The following is a 20,162-nucleotide window of genomic DNA, read 5'->3' as shown; positions in this document are numbered from 1 at the left end:
CATGGCCCAGTTCTTCACGCTTCACCCCGAGCAACCCCAGCCCCGCCTCATCAAGCAGGCGGCGGAGATCATGCGCGGCGGCGGTCTCGTCGCCTTTCCCACCGATTCGGCCTACGCCCTCGGCGGCCACACCGGCGACAACGCGCTGCTGGCGCGCATCCGCCGCATCCGCGGGGTGGATGAGCGCCATCACTTCACACTGATCTGCCGCGATCTGTCGGAGATTGCCACCTACGCCCGGGTGGATAACAGCCAGTACCGGCTCCTCAAGGCCACCACGCCGGGGCCGTACACCTTCATCCTCGAAGGCACCAAGGAGCTCCCGCGCCGGCTGCTCCACCCCAAGCGCAAGACCATCGGCCTGCGGGTGCCTGATCATCCCGTGGTGTCGGCGCTCCTCGCCGAACTGGGCGAGCCGCTGCTGAGTTCCACGCTGCTCCTGCCCGACGACGAGCATCCGCTGACCGATCCGGAAGACATCCGCGACCGCCTTGAGAAGGAAGTGGATCTCATCATCGAAGCCGGCCCCTGCCGCGGCGAGGCCACCACGGTCATCGATCTGACCGGCGGAAGCCCGGTGCTGGTGCGCGAAGGGCGGGGCAGTCTCGCCCCATTCGGGTTGTAAGTTGTTGCGGGCTCTGGAGAAGTTCCGGGTTTCAGCGGGGCCGGCGGGCCGGCTCTGGTAGAATCCGTGCCCCCGCTCGGACCGATTCCATGCAAGAACTCATCGTCACGCTGACCATCTGGGCGCTGCCCGTGCTGTTCGCCATCACCTTGCACGAGGCGGCGCATGGCTATGCCGCACGGCATTTTGGCGATCGCACCGCCGAGCTCGCCGGCCGGATCAGCCTCAATCCGATCCGCCACATCGACCCGGTGGGCACGATCCTCGTGCCGGGCCTTATCCTCATCACCAGCAGCCTCGTGGGCGCCGGGGCGATGCTGTTCGGCTGGGCCAAGCCGGTGCCGGTCAATTTTGGCCGCCTCAGAAACCCCAAGGCCGACATGCTGTGGGTGGCTGCCGCCGGTCCCTTCGCCAATCTGGTGATGGCCATCGGCTGGGCGCTGCTGTTCCGCGTGGCAGTGGGCATGCCCGACAACGCCTACGCGCTGCCGATGGCCAAGATGGCCGACGCCGGCATGCAGATCAACGCCGTGCTGATGTTCCTCAATCTGGTGCCGTTGCCGCCGCTTGATGGCGGGCGGATTGCGGTGAGCCTGCTCCCGCCGGGCCCGGCCTACAAGTTTGCGCAGATCGAACCCTATGGTTTTCCGATCCTGCTGTTCCTGCTGCTAACCGGTATCCTTGGCGACATCCTCGGGCCGCTGGTGGCCATTTTCCGTTTTGCTCTCGCAACCGTTATTGGACTTTGACATCCCATGTTCGCTGAACGCGTCCTCTCCGGCATGCGCCCCACCGGGCGCCTCCACCTCGGCCACTATCACGGCGTCCTGAAAAACTGGGTCAAGCTGCAGTCCGAGTACCCCTGTCTGTTCTTCGCCGCCGACTGGCACGCCCTGACGACCGACTACGACAACCCGAGGGGCATCGAGGGCAGCGTGTGGGAGATGATCGTCGACTGGCTGGCCGCCGGCGTCGATCCGTCCCAGGCCACCATCTTCATCCAGTCCCGCGTGCCCGAGCACGCCGAGCTGCACCTGCTGATGTCGATGATGACGCCACAGGGCTGGCTCGAACGCGTGCCCACCTACAAGGATCAGCAGGAGAAGCTCTCCCACAAGGATCTGACCACCTACGGTTTCCTCGGGTACCCGCTGCTGATGAGCGCCGACATCCTGATCTACCGCGCCGACAAGGTGCCGGTGGGCGAGGACCAGCTGCCCCACGTCGAGTTCACCCGCGAACTCGCCCGCCGCTTCAACCACATGTATGGCCGCGAGCCCGGCTTCGAGGACAAGGCGAAAGAAGCCATCAAGAAGCTCGGCAGCAAGCGTGCCAAGCTGTACGAAGAGTTCCGCACCCGCTTCCAGCAGAACGGCGACGAAGAGGGCCTGGCCCTCGGCAAGGCGCTGCTCGAAGAGGCCCAGAGCCTCTCGCTGGGCGACCGCGAGCGCCTGTACGGCTACCTGGAGGGCAGCGGCAAGATGATCCTCGTCGAGCCGGGCGCGCTTCTCACCGAAGCCTCGCGCATGCCGGGCCTCGATGGCCAGAAGATGTCCAAGTCCTACGGCAACACCATCTTCCTGCGCGAAGAGGCCGACACCCTGGGCAAGAAGATCCGCACCATGCAGACCGATCCGGCCCGCGTGCGGCGCACCGATCCGGGCAATCCGGAGAAGTGCCCGGTGTGGCAGTTCCACGTCATCTACTCCGACGACAAGACCCGCGAGTGGGTGACCCAGGGCTGCACCAGCGCCGGCATCGGCTGCATCGAGTGCAAGCAGCCGGTCATCGACGCGGTGCTGAAGGAGCAGGACCTGATGCGCGAGCGCGCCCAGCCCTATCTCGACGACCCGAGCCTGGTCCGCAGCATCGTGGCCGACGGCTGCGACAAGGCCCGCAAGCTCGCCCAGGAAACCATGCGCGAAGTCCGCGACGCGATGGGCCTGAGCTACAGCTGATGTTTCAGGGATTGGCCGGACGCGGATTTATGCCTTGGAGCCCTGCGTCCGGCGTGTTAGCCTGCGCGGCGGTTGACCAGCCGTGACGGCGCCGCTCGATCTGGCGCCGCCCGCCGAGCCCATCGAAGCCGTCATCGGCCGAATGTACGGCCAGCCGATCTTCGATCTGCCGAAGGATCTGTACATCCCGCCCGATGCGCTGGAGGTGTTCCTCGATGCCTTCGAAGGCCCGCTCGACCTGCTGCTCTACCTGATCCGCAAGGCCAACATCAACGTCCTCGACATTCCGATGGCGCCGCTTACGGTGCAGTATCTGGAATACGTGGAGGCGATGCGCCAGCACAACCTCGAGCTCGCCGCCGACTATCTGCTGATGGCCGCGACGCTGCTGGAGATCAAGTCGCGCATGCTGCTGCCCCGGCCGCCGCGGGCCGAAGAAGCCGAGGAGCTAGATCCCCGTGCCGAGCTGGTGCGTCGTCTGCTCGAATACGAACAGGTCAAGCTCGCCGCCGCGCGCCTCGACGAACTGCCCCGCGTGGAGCGGGATTTCGAGTGGGTCGGGGTGTTCGTGGCCGAGAAGGTCGTCGAGCGTCTGCCGGCCGTGAGCCTGCACGACCTGCAACTGGCGTGGCTGAAGATCGCCCGCCAGAGCCGCCTCAAGCGGCACCACACGATCCAGCGGGAAGAGCTGTCGGTGCGCGAGCACATGACGCTGATCCTGCGAAAACTGCGGGACGACACCTTTGTGGTGTTCGAATCCCTGTTCGACCCCGACCTGGGCGTACCCAGCCTGGTGGTGAGCTTTCTCGCCACCCTCGAGCTGGTGAAGGAGCGCCTGGTGGTGGTCACCCAGAACGAGGCCTTTGCGCCGATTTATGTGAAACGTGCCGATGGTGCAGCCGGAATCGACTGAAGCCTTCAAGCTGGTGCTGGAAACGGCCCTGCTGGCGGCGCCTGCGCCCCTGTCGGTGAGCGAACTGCGCCGGCTCTTCGACGAAGAGCCCGGCCCCGACTTCATCCGGCGGCTGCTGGGCGAGCTGGCCGAAGACTGGCAGGGCAGGGGCGTCGAGCTGATCCAGACGGCCGGTGGCTGGCGTTTCCAGACGCGCCCCGAGTACCAGGTCTATCTCGATCGCCTGAAGGAAGAGCGGCCGCCCAAGTATTCCCGCGCGGTGCTCGAGACCCTGGCGATCATCGCCTACCGGCAGCCGGTGACGCGCGGTGACATCGAGGACATCCGTGGCGTGGTGGTCTCGACCAATGTATTGAAGACCCTCGAGTCGCGAGGGTGGGTGGATGTGGTCGGTCATCGGGATACTCCCGGTCGGCCGGGCCTGTATGCCACGACCCGAAAATTCCTGGAGGACCTCGGGCTGCGAAGCCTGACCGAGCTGCCTCCGCTGACTGAAATCGAAAGGATCATGGATCTTGTCGACCTCCCAAAAACCGAAGAACAAGCCGTTCAGGGCTAAGACCGGCAAGCCCGGTGGTCCTGCCCGCCCCGGCGGCAATGGCCCGCGCCCCCAAGGCGCCGCTGCAGGTCAGCCCCAGGGCGGACGCCGGGGCCGTGGGCGGCCCGAGGGCGAGGGCAATCGCGCACCCCGCGCCGAGCGTGACGACGGCTTCCGTCAGCCGAAGAGCAACGCCTCGGCGATCGGCTTGTCCGATCTGGGTGTGGGCCGCGGCAACTGGCGTGCCAAACGTCAGGGCAATGTGGGCTTCGGCGGTGGCGACGACAGCTATCCGCTGGTCAGCAACGAGCTGCCGCCGTCCGCCGAAGGCGAGCGCCGCAAGAAGCCCCAGGACACCACCTACACCGAGCCCCAACGCCTGCACAAGGTGCTTGCCGCAGCCGGCATCGGCTCCCGTCGGGAGATCGAGGAGTGGATCGTCGCCGGTCGCATCTCGGTCAATGGCGAACCCGCCGACGTGGGCCAGAAGGTTGGCCCCGGCGACCGGGTGCGGGTCAATGGCAAGCTGATGCCGCTGCGCTTCGCGCCGCGCATCCCGCGGGTTGTGCTGTATCACAAGCCGGAAGGCGAGATCGTCTCGCGGGACGATCCGGAGGGCCGTCCAACGGTATTCGATCGCCTGCCCAATCTGCGCAAGGGGCGCTGGATCGCGGTGGGGCGGCTGGACTTCAATACCTCGGGTCTGCTGTTGTTCGTCAATGATGGCGATCTCGCCAACAAGCTGATGCACCCGCGCTACGAACTCGACCGGGAGTACGCCGTGCGTCTGCTGGGCGAACTCGACGATGTCCAGAAGCAGGCGCTGCTGGCCGGCATCGAGCTCGAAGATGGCCCCGCCAAGTTCAACACTCTGCTCGATGCGGGCGGCGAAGGTGCCAATCACTGGTATCGAGTCACGCTGTCGGAAGGTCGCAACCGCGAAGTGCGGCGAATGTTCGAGGCGATGGGCCTCACCGTGAGCCGCCTGATGCGCGTGCGCTACGGGCCGGTGGTGCTGCCGTCGCGCCTCAAGCGTGGGATGTGGGAGGACATGGCGGTGGAGGACGTGTGTGCCCTGGCCGGCCTTCCCAAGCCTGTCGGGCAACCCGGAAAAGCCCGCAAACCGGCCCGCCCGGCGCGTCGCCCGGGCTAGTGCACGACTTGTTTTGAGGGTGGAAATTGCGCCCGCCTCGGCGGGCTGCTATACTTAGCACGTTTTATCGGTTCGAAGGGACCGAATCGGCTCGAAAGAGCCGACATCCGGTCGAATTAACAGGGATGGGCGTTTCGCCCATTTTTTATTTGTGGTTTAGGAATGTGTGGGCATGGAGCTGCTGAAACTGATCGAGCAGACCGCTGAAGGTCTTGGCTATGAGCTGGTCGATTTTGAGACCTCTCCCCGTGGCCGGCTGATGCGGGTGTTCATCGACTCGCCGAACGGTATCACGGTGGATGATTGCGCCACCGTGAGCAATCAGCTGACCCGGATCTTCGAAGTCGAGAACGTCGAATACGACCGCCTTGAGGTGTCGTCGCCCGGTCTGGATCGGGCCCTCAAGAAGCCGGCCGATTTCGAGCGCTTCGCCGGTCAGGAGGTGCAGGTTCGCCTCGCCATGCCCATTTCCAATCAGCGTAATTTTGCCGGGGTGCTGCAGGGCCTGAAAGATGGCGTCGTCACCCTGGAAACGGAAAAGGGATCGATGACGATCCCGTTTGAAGATATCGAAAAGGCCCGCCTGGTGCCCAGGTTTTAAGGAATTTGGAGGTTTGCAGGTATGAGCCGCGAAATTTTGCTGTTGGTTGATGCACTTGCCCGTGAGAAGAACGTCTCCAAGGAGATCGTCTTCTCGGCGCTCGAGTCCGCTCTCGCCCAGGCAACCAAGAAGCGCATCAACGACGGCGCCGATGTGCGCGTCTCCATCGACCGGGAAACCGGCGACTACGAATCCTTCCGTCGCTGGCAGGTGCTGCCCGACGAGGACGTGGAGAACGACGAGGCCCAGATGGGTCTGATCGACGCCCGCGAAGAATACCCGGAGATCCAGGTGGGCGACTACGTCGAGGAAGGCCTCGAGCCCATCGACTTCGGCCGCATCGGTGCCCAGGCTGCCAAGCAGGTCATCCTCCAGAAGGTCCGCGACGCCGAGCGCGAGCAGATCCTCAATGACTTCCTGGAGCGCAAGGAGTTCATCATCTCCGGCTCCATCAAGCGCATGGAGCGTGGCAACGCGATCATCGAAGTGGGTCGCCTCGAAGCCGTGCTGCCCCGCGATCAGATGATTCCGAAGGAAAACCTGCGCGTTGGCGATCGTGTCAAGGCCTACCTGCTGCGCATCGATCGCGGCGCCCGCGGCCCGCAGCTGATCCTCTCGCGCACTGCGCCGGAGTTCGTCATTCGTCTGTTCGAACTGGAAGTGCCCGAGATCGACGATGGTCTGCTGGAGATCAAGGCCTGCGCCCGCGATCCCGGCCTGCGCGCCAAGATCGGCGTGAAGTCCAACGACCCGCGCATCGACCCGATCGGTACTTGCGTCGGCCTGCGTGGCTCCCGCGTCACCGCGGTGCGCAACGAGATCGGCGGCGAGAACATCGACATCGTGCTGTGGTCGCCGGAGCCCGCCCAGTTCGTGATCGGCGCGCTGCAGCCGGCCGAAGTGTCTTCCATCGTCGTGGACGAGGAAGCCCACGCCATGGATGTGGTGGTGGACGAGAACAACCTGGCAATCGCGATCGGCCGTAACGGCCAGAACGTGAAGCTTGCCTCCGAACTCACCGGCTGGACCATCAACCTGATGACCGAAGCCGAGTCGGAGCGCAAGTCCCAGGCAGAGCACAATACGGTACGTGAATTGTTCATCTCCAGGCTGGACGTGGACGAGGAAGTGGCGGACATCCTGATCGACGAGGGTTTCTCGTCCCTCGAGGAAATCGCCTATGTGCCGCTGGCTGAAATGCTGGAAATCGAATCCTTCGACGAAGAAACGGTGAACGAGCTGCGCAATCGCGCCCGCAACGTGCTCCTCACCGAAGCCATCGTCACCGAAGAACAGCTGGAAACCGTCTCCGAGGACCTTCTGGACCTCGAGGGCATGGACAAGCCCCTGGCCGCCAAGCTGGCCCAGGGTGGCGTTCATACCCGCGACGAACTGGCCGATCTGGCGGTGGACGAACTGATGGAAATGTCGGGGCTGGACGAAGAGCGGGCCAAGAATCTGATCACCAAGGCGCGCGCGCACTGGTTCGAGTAATACCCGGAGGTTCAAGATGGGACAGACAACCGTTACACAATTTGCCGGCGAACTCAAAATGCCGGCCTCCGTGTTGCTCGAGCAGTTGCAGAAGGCCGGCGTCGACAAGGTGCGTGAATCCGACCTGCTCTCCGAGCAGGACAAGACTCGCCTCCTCGATTTTCTGCGTCGCGCTCACGGCGAGACGGCAGCCAAGTCGAAGATCACGCTGACGCGCAAGCAGACCAGCGAGATCCGCGCAACCGACTCCACCGGGCGTGCTCGCACGGTGCAGGTCGAGGTTCGCAAGAAGCGCACCTTCATCAAGCGCGACGACGCTCCGCTGACCGAAACGCCGGCTGGCGCGACTGTCGCCGAACAGCTCGAGCCGGTGGTCGAACCCATCGTTGAAAGCGTGGCCGAGCCGGTGCCGCAGCCGGAACCGGTTGTCGTGGCGCCGCCGCCGGCACCCGAGCCCGAGCCCGTGGTCGAGGTGGTTCCCGAGCCGGAACCCGAGCCGGTTGTCGTGGCGCCGCCGCCGGCACCCGAACCCGTCGTCGCCGAAGTCAAGCCCGAGGCTCCTGCCCCGGTTGCCGCTCCGTCCGAACCCGCCAAGCCGAAGGGCGAGACTCGTCCGTCGACCCCGGTTCGCCGTGTCGTGGCCGGTTCGATCCTGAGCGCCGAGGAAAAGGCTTCCCGTGAACGCGAAGCCCAGCGCCACGCCGAGCTGGTTGCCCGCCAGGCTGCCGATCTGAAGGAAAAGCAGGAGCGTGAAGCCCGTGCCCGCGCCGCGATGCTGCAGCGCGCTGAAGACGAAAAGGCTCGCGTCGCTGCCGCCGAGAAGGCGAAGATCGAAGGTGAGGCCGCGCCGAAGTCCGGCACGCTGCACAAGCCCGCCAAGACCGAAGACAAGGGCGTCCGCAAGGACGTCAAGAAGGTCGTCAGCAAGGAAGTCCCCGCCGACGCCAAGCGTCGTGGCGGCATCAAGACACGTGGCGACACCACCGGCGGTGCCGGCGGCTGGCGTGGCGGTGGCCGTAGCGGCGGTCGCGGCAACGGTCGTCATCAGGAAACGACGGCTTTCGTCGCCCCGACCGAACCGATCGTGCGTGAAGTCCACGTGCCCGAGACCATCTCGGTCGCTGATCTGGCCCACAAGATGTCCGTGAAGGCCATCGAAGTGATCAAGACCCTGATGAAGATGGGTTCCATGGTCACCATCAACCAGGTGCTGGACCAGGACACCGCGATGATCGTCGTCGAGGAAATGGGCCACAAGGCGCTCGCCGCCAAGCTGGACGATCCCGATGCCTTCCTCGAGGAAAACGTTGAGCACAAGGATGTGCCGCTGGAGCCTCGTGCGCCGGTCGTCACCGTCATGGGCCACGTCGACCACGGCAAGACCTCGCTGCTCGACTACATCCGGCGCGCCAAGGTTGCAGCCGGTGAAGCGGGCGGCATCACCCAGCACATCGGTGCCTACCACGTGGAAACCGAACGTGGCATGGTGACCTTCCTCGACACCCCGGGTCACGAAGCGTTTACCGCCATGCGTGCCCGCGGCGCCAAGGCCACCGACCTTGTCGTGCTGGTGGTTGCAGCCGACGACGGCGTGATGCCCCAGACCAAGGAAGCCATCCACCACGCCAAGGCGGCCGAAGTGCCCCTGATCGTGGCGGTCAACAAGATCGACAAGCCGGGCGCGAACCCCGAGCGTGTGCGCCAGGAACTCATCGCCGAAGGCGTGGTTCCGGAAGCCTACGGCGGCGACACGATGTTCGTCGAAGTGTCCGCCAAGACCGGCACCGGCGTCGACGACCTGCTCGAAGCCATCCTGCTCCAGGCCGAAGTGCTCGAACTCACCGCGCCGCGCGAAAGCATGGCCAAGGGTCTGATCATCGAAGCCCGCCTCGACAAGGGCCGCGGCCCGGTGGCGACCCTGCTGGTGCAATCCGGCACGCTGCGGCGTGGCGACGTGGTGCTCGCCGGCGCGACCTTCGGTCGTGTCCGTGCGATGCTCGACGAGAACGGCAAGCCCATCGATGAGGCTGGCCCGTCGATTCCGGTCGAGATCCTCGGCCTGTCCGAAGTGCCGGGTGCCGGTGACGAGGTCGTGGCCCTGGCTGACGAACGCAAGGCGCGTGAAATCGCCCTGTTCCGTCAAGGCAAGTTCCGCGACGTCAAGCTGGCCAAGCAGCAGGCCGCCAAGCTCGAAAGCATGTTCGAACAGATGGGCGAGGGCGAGGTCAAGTCGCTGCCGCTCATCATCAAGGCCGACGTGCAGGGCTCCCAGGAAGCGCTGGCCCAGTCGCTGGTCAAGCTGTCCAACGAAGAAGTCCGGGTGCAGGTCATCCACGGTGGTGTCGGCGCGATCAGCGAATCCGACGTCAACCTGGCTCAGGCTTCCGGTGCGGTCATCATCGGCTTCAACATCCGTGCCGATGCCAACGCCCGCAAGCTGGCCGAGACGTTCGGCGTCGATATCCGCTACTACAACATCATCTACGACGCCGTGGATGAGGTGAAGAGCGCGCTGTCCGGCATGCTGGCCCCCGAAAAGCGCGAGCAGGTGCTTGGTCTGGTCGAAGTCCGTCAGGTCTTCACGATCTCCAAGGTTGGCACCATCGCCGGTTGTTACGTGCTGGAAGGTCTGGTCAAGCGGAACGCCCAGGTTCGCGTGCTGCGCAACCACGTGGTCATCCACAGCGGCGAACTCGAATCGCTCAAGCGCTTCAAGGACGACGTCAAGGAAGTCAAGTTTGGCTACGAGTGCGGTCTGCAGGTTCGCAACTTCAACGATCTGGTGGAAGGTGACCAACTCGAGGTCTTCGAAATCCAGGAAGTCGCCCGGACGCTCTAAGCCATGCCCAAGGAGTTTTCCCGTGGCCAGCGCGTGGCGGAGCAAGTCCGCCGCGAACTGGCCGAACTGATCCGCCTCGAAGTGAAGGATCCCCGCGTCGGTTTCATCACCCTGACCGACGTGGAGCTCACGCCGGACTACGCCCACGCGAAGGTCTTCTTCACCTCGATGACCGGCCAGGAAGGCCTCGACGAGATCCTGCGGGGTCTGCGTCGGGCTAGTAGTTTCCTGCGCCGGGAGCTCGGCCGCCGCGTGCGCATCCACACGCTGCCCGAACTGCATTTTGTCTACGACCCGTCGGTGGAAACCGGCAACCGGATCTCGGCGCTGATCGACAAGGCTGTCGAGTCTGATCGTCACTACGCCGATGACGCGGGTGAAGGCGAGGGCGACAAGCCCGCCTCCGACGCCCCCGATCCGTCCCGTTGAGTCTCCAGGCACCGCGCCTGCGGTGCCTTTTCAGGAATTCCCCGTTTGGCCAAGCCCCCTCAGCGACGCATTCCGCGCCGTGCCGTGCATGGCGTGCTGTTCCTCGACAAGCCGACCGGCATCAGCTCCAACAATGCGCTGCAGAAGGCCCGCTGGCTGCTGAACGCGGCGAAGGGCGGCCACACCGGCACGCTCGACCCGATGGCGACCGGCCTCTTGCCGCTCACCTTCGGCGAGGCGACCAAGTTCTCCCAGACTCTGCTCGACGCCGACAAGGCTTACGAAGCGACGGTGTTGCTCGGTGTGACCACCACCACAGCCGATGCCGAAGGCGAGGTGCTGGCCCGCTGCCCGGTGGATGTCACCGATGCGGCTCTTGCCGAGGCGATCGACCGGCTGCGCGGCGACATCGAACAGGTGCCGCCGATGTACTCGGCGCTCAAGCATCACGGCAAGGCACTGTATGAATATGCCCGTGAGGGCGTCGAGATTCCCCGTGAGCCGCGACGGGTTACCATCCATCGCTTCGACCTGCTGTCGCGGGATGGTGACAGCCTGGTGGTGCGCGTGGAATGCAGTAAGGGCACCTATGTGCGCACGCTGGCTTCGGATCTGGGGGCATTTCTGGGTTGCGGGGCGCATCTCACCGCCCTGCGGCGGACGCGGATCGGGCCGTTCGATCTGAATGGCAGCATCTCGCTGGCAGAACTCGAAGCCTTGCCGGCGGAGGATAGGGAAGGGCGTCTGGCGCCGGTGGACGCGTTGCTGGGGCATCTGCCGCAGCTCGCGTTCGATGCTGTCCAGACCCGCAGTTTCACCCACGGCCAGTCGGCTGCGGGGATCGAGGGGGTGGTTGGTGCGATGTACCGGGCCTACGACGGCACGCGTTTTCTCGGTGTGGGGACGCTTTCCGAAGGCGGGCTGCTGGTGCCGACACGTTTGATGGCCACCGGAAATCAATGAAATGTCTTGAGTAATCCTGCGCGCGGTTGGTATAATCGCGCGCTTCGCAAGGCTACAACTAACCGAGTTAAACAATGGCAATCTCCACTGAACAAAAAGCGCAAATCGTTGGCGACTACCAGCGCGCCAAGGGCGATACCGGTTCTCCGGAAGTGCAAGTCGCTCTGCTTACCGCCCGCATCAACGATCTGACCGGCCACTTCAAGGCTAACGTCAAGGACCATCACTCCCGTCGTGGTCTGCTGATGATGGTGAGCCAGCGTCGCAAGCTCCTCGACTACCTGAAGCGCAAGAACGTCGACAGCTATCGCGAGCTGATCTCCCGCCTCGGCCTGCGCAAGTAAGCGGATAGAAGTAGCTTCGTTACCGAACATGACAATCCTGCCGAACGCGCAGGGCTGGTCATGGGCACAGCCGGTGTAAGTCCGTGTGGCTTCGCCGGCTTTGTCATATCTGTGCGCCAGAGAAAAACGGCGTTTTTACCTCGGCTACGCGCGCGGTTGTGGTTTGCCGCCTGCCGATTGAATGAAAGGACATCCCTTGCCTACCGCAATCAAGAAGAGTTTTACCTACGGTTCCCACACCGTCATCCTGGAAACCGGCGAAGTTGCCCGCCAGGCCCATGGTGCCGTGCTCGTCAATGTTGACGACACCGTTGTGCTGGCGACCGTGGTTGCCGCCAAGAATGCCAAGCCGGGCCAGGATTTCTTCCCGCTTACCGTTGATTACGTTGAAAAGTTCTACGCTGCCGGCCGTATCCCCGGTGGTTTCTTCAAGCGCGAAGGCCGTCCGACCGAGAAGGAGACGCTGACCTCCCGCCTGATCGACCGTCCGATCCGCCCGCTTTTCCCGGACGGCTTCTACAATGAAGTCCAGGTCATCGTCCAGGTCGTCTCCCTGAACCCGGAAGTCGACGCCGACATTCCCGCGATGATCGGCGCCTCCGCCGCCCTGGCGATCGCCGGCATCCCCTTCGCTGGCCCGATCGGCGCCTGTCGCGTGGGTTACGCCAACGGCGAGTACATCCTCAACCCGACCGCCACCCAGCTGCAGACCAGCCAGATGAACCTGGTGGTCGCCGGTACCGAAACCGCCGTGCTGATGGTCGAATCCGAAGCCCTTGAGCTGCCGGAAGACGTGATGCTGGGCGGCGTGGTGTTCGGCCACACCCAGATGCAGGCCGCCATCAACGCCATCAACGAACTCGTTGAGGTTGCTGGCAAGCCCGAGTGGGACTGGCAGCCGCCGGCCAAGGATGAGGCCCTGATCGCCCGCGTCACCGAAATCGCCGCCGCCAAGATCGAGGATGCCTTCCGCATCACCGCCAAGCAGGAGCGTTCCCAGCAGCTGAAGGCCATCGGCGACGAAGTGCATGCCGCCCTGACCGCCGAAGGCCGCGAATACGACACCAACACCGTCAACAACATCATCTTCGATCTCGAATCGAAGGTGGTGCGTGGCCGCATCCTGTCCGGCGAGCCGCGTATCGACGGCCGTGACACCCGCACCGTCCGCCCGATCGACATCCGTGTCGGCGTGCTGCCGCGTACCCACGGTTCCGCCCTGTTCACCCGCGGCGAAACCCAGGCGCTGGTGGTCACCACCCTCGGCACCGGGCGTGACGAGCAGATCATCGACGCGGTCGCCGGTGAATACCGCGAGCGCTTCATGCTGCACTACAACTTCCCCCCGTTCTCCACTGGCGAATGCGGTCGCTTCGGCTCGCCCAAGCGTCGCGAGATCGGCCACGGCCGTCTGGCCAAGCGCGCGCTGGCTGGCGTGCTGCCGGGCAAGGAAGACTTCTCCTACACCGTTCGCGTGGTGTCCGAGATCACCGAATCCAACGGCTCCAGCTCGATGGCGTCCGTCTGCGGCGGTTCGCTGGCGATGATGGATGCAGGCGTTCCGCTGTCTGCGCCGGTGGCTGGCATCGCCATGGGCCTGATCAAGGACGGTGGCCGTTTTGCCGTGCTGACCGACATTCTGGGTGACGAAGATCACCTGGGCGACATGGACTTCAAGGTGGCCGGTACCGACAAGGGCGTGACCGCCCTGCAGATGGACATCAAGATCCTCGGCATCACCAAGGAAATCATGCAGGTTGCCCTGGCTCAGGCCAAGGAAGGCCGCATGCACATCCTGGGCCTGATGAAGTCAGCTCTCGGCGAAGCCCGTGGTGAAGTGTCCACCTTCGCCCCGCGCATGATCACCCTGAAGATCAACCCGGAGAAGATCCGTGACGTGATCGGCAAGGGCGGCGCGGTGATCCGTGGCCTGCAGGAAGAAACCGGCACCATCATCGAGATCACCGACGATGGCAATGTGACGATTTCTTCCGTGAGCGCCGAAGGTGCCCAGGAAGCCAAGCGCCGCATCGAGGCGATCACCGCTGAAGTGGAAGTGGGCAAGGTCTATGAAGGCCCGGTCGTCCGCATCCTCGACTTCGGCGCGATCATCAACATCATGCCGGGCCGCGACGGCCTGCTGCACGTTTCCCAGATCGCCAACGAGCGCGTGAATGCCGTGTCCGACTACCTCAAGGAAGGTCAGGTCGTGCGCGTCAAGGTGCTCGAGACCGACGAGAAGGGCCGCGTGCGCCTGTCCATGAAGGCACTGCTGAACGAGAAGGCCGAATAAGTTTTTCGGCTTCCACGTTTGAGAATCGGGCGCTGCGGCGCCCGATTTTTTTCGTCCGTCGTCTAAGTGCGGGGCGTTACGCCTGGCGGATGCAGAGGCTGGTTGCGCACACCGGCGTTGGCAGAAGGGGGCTTGGGAAGTGGCGCGCAAAAGCAAGAAAGCCACGCGTTTGCGTGGCCTTCTTGCTGGAATCTGGTGGGCGGTACTGGGATCGAACCAGTGGCTTCCACCGTGTGAAGGTGGCACTCTACCGCTGAGTTAACCGCCCGGTGAGTTAGAGCGCGCATTATAGGCATCACCTCTACGGGCGTCAAGGCCTTTTTTGAACTTTGTTCGGTCTGCGGCGAAAATTCCGTTGGTGTGTTTTAAATAACACAAAAATAGTTTCAATTGAAACGAACGCGCGGAATCAACGGGTTCCGGTGCCCGATGCACGGATCCAGTCGTTGAAGCATTGCCTCGCGGCCGGGGCGACTTCGTCGGCGAGGAGGCCGCTGTCGAGGGCGTGCGTAATGCAGAACTGGTCTGCGGCGGCGCCGTGGAGGTGCACCGCAGCGAGCAGCGTGTCGCCGGCGGGCCAGCCGCGGGCGAGGAGGGCGGTGACGAGGCCGGTGAGCACGTCGCCCATGCCGGCGGTGGCCATGGCCGGGTTGCCGCTGGTGTTGATCCACCAGGCGCCCTGCGGGCTGGCGACGACGCTGCCGCAGCCCTTGAGCACGACCCAGGCGCCCAGCCGCCTGGCGATGTCGATGGCGGCGGCGATGCGGTCGCGCTGGACGTCCGGCGTGCTGCAGCCGAGCAGGCGGGCGGCTTCGGCGGGGTGGGGGGTGAGCAGCGTCGGCGCGCTGCGGTCGGCGAGGGCGCGCTGCAGGGCCGGATCGGCGGCGACGAGGTTGAGGGCGTCGGCGTCGAGCACCAGGGGCTTGTCGAGGCCGATGGCCGTGGCGACGAGGGCGTGGGCGGCGTCGGATTGCCCGAGGCCGGGGCCGACGGCGATGGCGCTCATGGCGGGATCGGTGAGGAGCTCGGCGGCGGCGCGGAACATCAGCTCGGGACGCAGGATGTCCACCGGTAGCGCGGCCGGGTCGAGCAGGCCCAGTAGCACCCGGCCGGCGCCCAGATGGATGGCGGCGCGGCCGGCCAGCACCGCGGCGCCGACCATGCCCGGCGCGCCGCCCACCAGCGCGGCGTCGCCGTAGCTGCCCTTGTGGCTGTTGGCGCGGCGTGGATTGAGCTGGGCGGCGAAGAGGGCTGGGGTGATCTCGCGCCCGGGCGCGGGGGCGAGGGCTTCGGCGTCCACGTCGATGGTGTCGAGGAGCACTTCGCCGCAGTGGTCGGGGCCGTCGAGGGTCAGCAGGCCGGGCTTGAGGGCGATGAAGGTGATCGTATGGCTGGCCTCGAAGCAGGGGCCCAGGCGGCGGCCGGTGTCGGCGTCGAGACCGCTGGGGATGTCGATGGCGAGGCGCGGGCAGGGCTGGGCGTTGAGGGTGTCGATCCAGGCGGCGTAGCGGCCTTCCAGCGGGCGTTGCAGGCCGATGCCGAAGAGGGCGTCCACCACCAGTGCCCAGCCTTCGTCCGGCGGTGCGGGCAGATCGGGCACGGTGAGGCCGCCGGCGGCGATCCACGCGGCGTGGGCGGCGCGGGCGTCGTCGGGCAGACGACAGGGATCACCGGCAAAGGCCACGCTCACCGCCAGACCGGCGCAGTGCAGATGCCGCGCGACCACAAAGCCGTCGCCGCCGTTGTTGCCGGGCCCGCAGGCGACGAGCACCCGGGCGGGGCCCTGGACGAGGCGCAGGGCAAGCTGGGCGGCGGCCGCGCCGGCACGTTCCATCAGCGGCGGGGTTGCGCCGGGGATGGCCAGCGCTTCGACGGCGCGGATGCCGGCGACGGGGTAGATCGGGCGGGATGCGGCAAACATGGCGGGGCGCTCAGGCTGGTGTGGGGCGGTGGCGGATCAGACGGGGCTGTCCATGTGCTCGAGGGTTTCGAAGGCCATCTCGCGCAGGTCGAAGAAATCGCTGTCGTCGATGCCCAGGTGGGCCATCACCGGCGTGCGGCCGCGCTGCCAGATGGAATCCTCGTTCATGCGCAGGAAGCTGCCGACGAAGCAGGCCGACAGGGTGGCCAGGGCGATCAGGGTGCGGGTCTTGGCGGCGGTGGCGTCGGCGCCGGGCTCGAAGACGCTCATGTCGTGGTGGAGCAGGGTGGCGGTGCTGATCTCGTCGGGCAGGCCCCAGCTGCGGCACAGCAGGTAGCCGATGGCGGCGTGGTGGGTGGCGTGGCGTTCTTCTTCGACGGCGGTGAAGGGGCGGTCGTAGGTGATGTTGGCTAGCTGGAGGGTGTCCCGGTAATCGGGGATGCGGCCCATCAGCACACCGATGCCGCAATCGTGGAACAGCCCGAAGTTGTAGGCGGTGTCGGCTGGCACGCCGCGGAATTCCTTGGTGAGGCGTCCGCACAGGTGGGCGATGCGCAGGGTGGAATCCCAGAAGCGGTCGAGGCGCTGGTGGCTGCCGAGGGCGTTGCGCAGGGCGACGCCGGCCACCAGGTTGCCAAGGGTGCGCATGCCGAGCACCGGCAGGGCCTGCTGGATGGTGGTGACCTTGCGGCTGAGGCCGAAGGCGGCAGAGTTGGCGACCTTCAGCACCGATCCGGCGAGGGCCACATCGCTGCTGATGAGGGTGCCAACGGTGGACAGGGAGGCGTTGGGAGACGCGATCTCCTTTTGCAGCCGGGTCAGGATGGCCGGGCAGGGGGGGATTTCGACACCCCGGAGCAGGCGTTCAAGTTCGGAAGGGGCGGGGCTGGACATGGCTTTCGGGGGAGGGGCCGCGGGTTTGCGGCCGTGCCGAATTCTAGCCCACCTGCCCACCTACGCAATCCTGCGTATTTCGGCAAAAGGGCGGGCTCCGTAACCTGCACTCCATTGCTGCACCGCATGAAATCCCGCCAACCACGCAAGGAGCCCAAGATGCAAAACCGCCGTAGCTTCATCAAGGCCGCTGTTCTCTCCGCCTCCATCGCCGCCATCGGCGCCATGTCTTCCACGGCCTACGCCGCCGACACCATCAAGGTGGGGATTCTCCACTCCCTGTCGGGCACGATGGCCATCTCCGAGACGGCGCTGAAGGAAACCGCGCTGATGACCATCGACGAGATCAACGCCAAGGGCGGCGTGCTCGGCAAGAAGCTCGAGCCGGTGGTGGTGGACCCGGCCTCCGACTGGCCGAAGTTTGCCGAGAAGGCCCGCCAGCTGCTTTCGCAGGACAAGGTGGCGGTGACCTTCGGCTGCTGGACCTCGGTGTCCCGCAAGTCGGTGCTGCCGGTCTACAAGGAGCTCAACGGCCTGCTGTTCTACCCGGTGCAGTACGAGGGTGAAGAGCTCGAGAAGAACGTCTTCTACACCGGCGCTGCGCCCAACCAGCAGGCGATCCCGGCGGTGGAATACCTGATGAGCAAGGAAGGCGGTTCGGCCAAGCGCTTCGTGCTGCTGGGCACCGATTATGTGTACCCGCGCACCACCAACAAGATCCTGCGCGCCTTCCTGAAGAGCAAGGGCGTGGCCGAGGCCGACATCATGGAGGAATACACCCCCTTCGGCCATTCGGATTACCAGACCATCATCGCCAAGATCAAGAAGTTCGCCGCCGAGGGCAAGAAGACGGCGGTGATCTCGACGATCAACGGCGACTCCAACGTGCCTTTCTACAAGGAACTGGGCAACGCCGGCCTGAAGGCCAAGGACGTGCCGGTGGTGGCCTTCTCGGTGGGTGAAGAAGAACTGCGCGGCGTCGATGCCAAGCCGCTGGTGGGCCACCTGGCCGCCTGGAACTACTTCATGTCGGTGAAGAACCCCGAGAACGACAAGTTCATCAAGATGTACCGCGACTGGGCCAAGAAGGCCAAGCTGCCCAAGGCCGACACCGTCGTCACCAACGACCCGATGGAAGCCACCTACGTGGGCATCCACATGTGGGCGCAGGCGGTCGAGAAGGCCAAGAGCACCGACACCGACAAGGTGATCGCCGCGATGGCCGGCCAGACCTTCAACGCGCCGTCGGGCTTCACCCTCAAGATGGACGAGACCAACCACCACCTGCACAAGCCGGTCTTCATCGGCGAGATCAAGGCGGATGGCCAGTTCAACACCGTCTGGAAGACCAAGGGCCCGATCCGCGCCCAGCCGTGGAGCCCGTTCATCCCGGGTAACGAAAGCAAGCAAAAGCTCTAAGCACGCGCGACGCACGGGCCGGTGAAGGGCTCCGCGCCCGGAGCCGGCCTTTTTTGCAGCTTCAATTTGGTCGGACCCTGTAGGTCGGGCGCACGCCCGATGCCCTTGCGCAGATCAATGTCCATCGTTGTCGGGCCCCGGCCCGACCTACAAGGAAGGTTCCCATGAGACGTTTCCTCCTTTCCCTCGGGCTGGTGCTCGGCCTGTGCGCCACCGGCGCCCGCGCCGATCTCGACCCCGCGGCGCTGAAGGGCCTGGCGTCGGATGATTTCGACGCCAAGCAGGCCGCCATCACCGGCCTTGCCGCCACCGGAGACGCGGACGCCGAGCGGGTGCTCAAGGCCCTCGCCGACGACGCCCTGGCGGTGGCCGGCGGGCGGGTGGTGATCACCGCCGGCGGGCAGGTGCTGGATGCCGCCAGCGGCGCGGCGATCAAGCCGGCCCCGGCCAACCCCGAATCCATCGGCCTCAACAACGCCCTGCGCCAGCAGGTGGATGGCGCCCTCGCGGCGCTGCGCCTGTTCTCGGCCGATCGCGCCGAACGCCTCGCCGCAGCGAAGCTGCTGCTCGCCGACATGGGCGACGGCGCCGCGCTGCTGCCCATCCTCGACAAAGCCGTGAAGGCGGAAGCTGACGGCGAGATCAAGACTATCCTCGCCCAGCTCCACGCCCAGGCCCGCCTCACCAGCCCCGACGCCGCGGTGCGTCTCGCGGCGGTGCAGACCCTGGGCGAGTCCGCCAGCCCGGCGGTGAAGGCGCTGCTTCTGCCCCTCATCGAAAAGCAGGGCGACGCCTACCTGGAGACGGACGACAAGGTGCGCTACGCCGCCCAGACGGCGATCAAGTCCATCGAAGGCCGCCTCGCCTGGAGCGAGACCGCCGGCCAGATCTTCACCGGCGTGTCGCTGGGCTCGATCCTGCTGCTGGCGGCCCTGGGCCTGGCGATCACCTACGGCGTGATGGGTGTCATCAACATGGCCCACGGCGAGCTGCTGATGATCGGCGCCTACTCGGCCTACGCCATGCAGACCCTGTTCCGCGCCAGTTTTCCGGATTTCGTCGATTACTACCTGGTGGCCGCGGTGCCGGTGGCCTTCTTCGTGGCCGCGCTGGTGGGCATGGCCATGGAGCGCACGGTGATCCGCCATCTCTACGGCCGCCCGCTGGAAACCCTGCTCGCCACCTGGGGCCTGTCGCTGGTGCTGATCCAGGCCGCGCGACTGCTCTTTGGCGCCCAGAACGTGGAAGTGGCCAACCCGGTGTGGATGTCCGGTGGCGTGCAGATCGCCGAGAACCTCTCCCTGCCGTGGAACCGGCTGGTGATCGTGGCCTTCTCGGGCTTCGTGCTGCTGCTGGTGTGGCTGATGATGAACAAGACCCGCCTGGGGATGTTCGTCCGCGCCGTGACCCAGAACCGCCCGATGGCCGGCTGCGTGGGCGTGCCCACGGCGCGCATCGACACCCTGGCCTTCGGCATCGGCTCCGGCATCGCCGGGCTGGGTGGCGTGGCCCTGTCGCAGATCGCCAACGTGGGCCCGGACATGGGTACCGGCTACATCGTCGATTCCTTCATGGTCGTCGTGCTCGGCGGCGTCGGCCAGCTGGCCGGCGCGGTGTGGGCGGCGCTGGGGCTGGGCGTGGTGAGCAAGTTCCTCGAAGGCTGGGCTGGCGCGGTGATCGCCAAGATCCTGGTGCTGGTCTTCATCATCATCTTCATCCAGAAGCGTCCGCAGGGGCTGTTTGCCCTCAAGGGCCGCTTCGTAGAAAACTGAGGAGGG

At 65.4% G+C, this 20,162-nt stretch carries 17 protein-coding genes and 1 tRNA gene; 15 read left to right on the top strand and 3 right to left on the bottom strand.

Translation table 11 applies throughout. The features are described from left to right. The first annotated feature begins 1 nt into the window (after window position 1). The 13 genes from GH681_RS04685 (at window position 2) to pnp (ending at window position 14,150) form a co-directional block, all read left to right on the top strand. The gene (locus tag GH681_RS04685; protein ID WP_153160274.1) at window positions 2-625 is read left to right on the top strand and encodes an L-threonylcarbamoyladenylate synthase; all 624 of its coding nucleotides are present in this window, start codon (window positions 2-4) and stop codon (window positions 623-625) included. A gap of 89 nt (window positions 626-714) precedes the next feature. Next, window positions 715-1,374, top strand: coding sequence for a site-2 protease family protein (locus GH681_RS04680; protein ID WP_153160273.1), 660 nt, complete (start codon window positions 715-717; stop codon window positions 1,372-1,374). 6 nt (window positions 1,375-1,380) lie between these two features. Next, a complete protein-coding gene (locus GH681_RS04675; protein WP_153160272.1) occupies window positions 1,381-2,583 on the top strand; it encodes a tryptophan--tRNA ligase in 1,203 nt (400 codons plus the stop codon). A gap of 142 nt (window positions 2,584-2,725) precedes the next feature. Further along, the gene (locus tag GH681_RS04670; RefSeq protein ID WP_153160498.1) at window positions 2,726-3,496 is read left to right on the top strand and encodes a ScpA family protein; all 771 of its coding nucleotides are present in this window, start codon (window positions 2,726-2,728) and stop codon (window positions 3,494-3,496) included. Next, on the top strand, window positions 3,474-4,055 hold the full coding sequence (gene scpB, locus GH681_RS04665; RefSeq protein WP_153160271.1) for an SMC-Scp complex subunit ScpB: 582 nt from the start codon (window positions 3,474-3,476) through the stop codon (window positions 4,053-4,055). Before GH681_RS04670 ends, scpB begins: the two co-directional genes overlap by 23 nt. Further along, window positions 4,012-5,187, top strand: coding sequence for a 23S rRNA pseudouridine(2605) synthase RluB (gene rluB, locus GH681_RS04660; RefSeq protein WP_194271132.1), 1,176 nt, complete (start codon window positions 4,012-4,014; stop codon window positions 5,185-5,187). The genes scpB and rluB overlap by 44 nt, the downstream gene beginning before the upstream one ends. 172 nt (window positions 5,188-5,359) lie before the next feature. Beyond that, window positions 5,360-5,788 (top strand): ribosome maturation factor RimP, encoded by a 429-nt coding sequence (gene rimP / locus GH681_RS04655; protein WP_153160269.1) that lies wholly within the window; start codon window positions 5,360-5,362, stop codon window positions 5,786-5,788. Between the two features lie 21 nt (window positions 5,789-5,809). Next, entirely contained in the window at window positions 5,810-7,282 is a 1,473-nt protein-coding gene (gene nusA, locus GH681_RS04650) for a transcription termination factor NusA (protein WP_153160268.1), read from the top strand. 16 nt (window positions 7,283-7,298) lie between these two features. Next, complete coding sequence (gene infB / locus GH681_RS04645) at window positions 7,299-10,121, top strand: translation initiation factor IF-2 (protein WP_153160267.1); 2,823 nt, start codon at window positions 7,299-7,301, stop codon at window positions 10,119-10,121. 3 nt (window positions 10,122-10,124) lie between these two features. After that, window positions 10,125-10,550: a 30S ribosome-binding factor RbfA gene (rbfA, locus tag GH681_RS04640; protein ID WP_153160266.1), complete on the top strand. Its 426-nt coding sequence runs from the start codon at window positions 10,125-10,127 to the stop codon at window positions 10,548-10,550. A gap of 45 nt (window positions 10,551-10,595) precedes the next feature. Continuing rightward, window positions 10,596-11,513 carry a tRNA pseudouridine(55) synthase TruB gene (gene truB, locus GH681_RS04635; RefSeq protein WP_153160265.1) on the top strand — a complete coding sequence of 306 codons (918 nt, stop codon included), beginning with the start codon at window positions 10,596-10,598 and terminating at the stop codon, window positions 11,511-11,513. Window positions 11,514-11,587: 74 nt separating this feature from the next. Further along, window positions 11,588-11,857, top strand: a complete 270-nt coding sequence (gene rpsO, locus GH681_RS04630; protein ID WP_153160264.1) for a 30S ribosomal protein S15 — start codon at window positions 11,588-11,590, stop codon at window positions 11,855-11,857. Window positions 11,858-12,053: 196 nt separating this feature from the next. Further along, on the top strand, window positions 12,054-14,150 hold the full coding sequence (gene pnp, locus GH681_RS04625) for a polyribonucleotide nucleotidyltransferase (RefSeq protein ID WP_153160263.1): 2,097 nt from the start codon (window positions 12,054-12,056) through the stop codon (window positions 14,148-14,150). 193 nt (window positions 14,151-14,343) lie between these two features. Here the strand turns inward: pnp and GH681_RS04620 are convergent. The 3 genes from GH681_RS04620 to GH681_RS04610 form a co-directional block, all read right to left on the bottom strand. Then, a tRNA-Val gene (locus GH681_RS04620) sits at window positions 14,344-14,418 on the bottom strand. 141 nt (window positions 14,419-14,559) lie between these two features. Beyond that, complete coding sequence (locus GH681_RS04615) at window positions 14,560-16,071, bottom strand: NAD(P)H-hydrate dehydratase (protein WP_153160262.1); 1,512 nt, start codon at window positions 16,069-16,071, stop codon at window positions 14,560-14,562. A gap of 36 nt (window positions 16,072-16,107) precedes the next feature. Beyond that, a complete protein-coding gene (locus GH681_RS04610) occupies window positions 16,108-16,965 on the bottom strand; it encodes an HDOD domain-containing protein (RefSeq protein WP_153160261.1) in 858 nt (285 codons plus the stop codon). Window positions 16,966-17,124: 159 nt separating this feature from the next. Between GH681_RS04610 and urtA the strand changes: the two genes are divergently transcribed. Together urtA and urtB are read left to right on the top strand one after the other, a co-directional pair. Continuing rightward, the gene (gene urtA / locus GH681_RS04605; RefSeq protein ID WP_153160260.1) at window positions 17,125-18,384 is read left to right on the top strand and encodes an urea ABC transporter substrate-binding protein; all 1,260 of its coding nucleotides are present in this window, start codon (window positions 17,125-17,127) and stop codon (window positions 18,382-18,384) included. A 164-nt stretch (window positions 18,385-18,548) separates the two neighbouring features. Next, window positions 18,549-20,156 carry an urea ABC transporter permease subunit UrtB gene (gene urtB, locus GH681_RS04600; RefSeq protein ID WP_153160259.1) on the top strand — a complete coding sequence of 536 codons (1,608 nt, stop codon included), beginning with the start codon at window positions 18,549-18,551 and terminating at the stop codon, window positions 20,154-20,156. The last annotated feature ends 6 nt before the right edge of the window (window positions 20,157-20,162 follow it).

This window comes from Zoogloea sp. 1C4 (genome assembly GCF_009469605.1).
Lineage (GTDB): Bacteria > Pseudomonadota > Gammaproteobacteria > Burkholderiales > Rhodocyclaceae > Zoogloea > Zoogloea oryzae.
The sequence above is the reverse complement of the archived record's forward strand: the minus strand, read 5'-3'. Positions and strand labels throughout refer to the sequence as shown.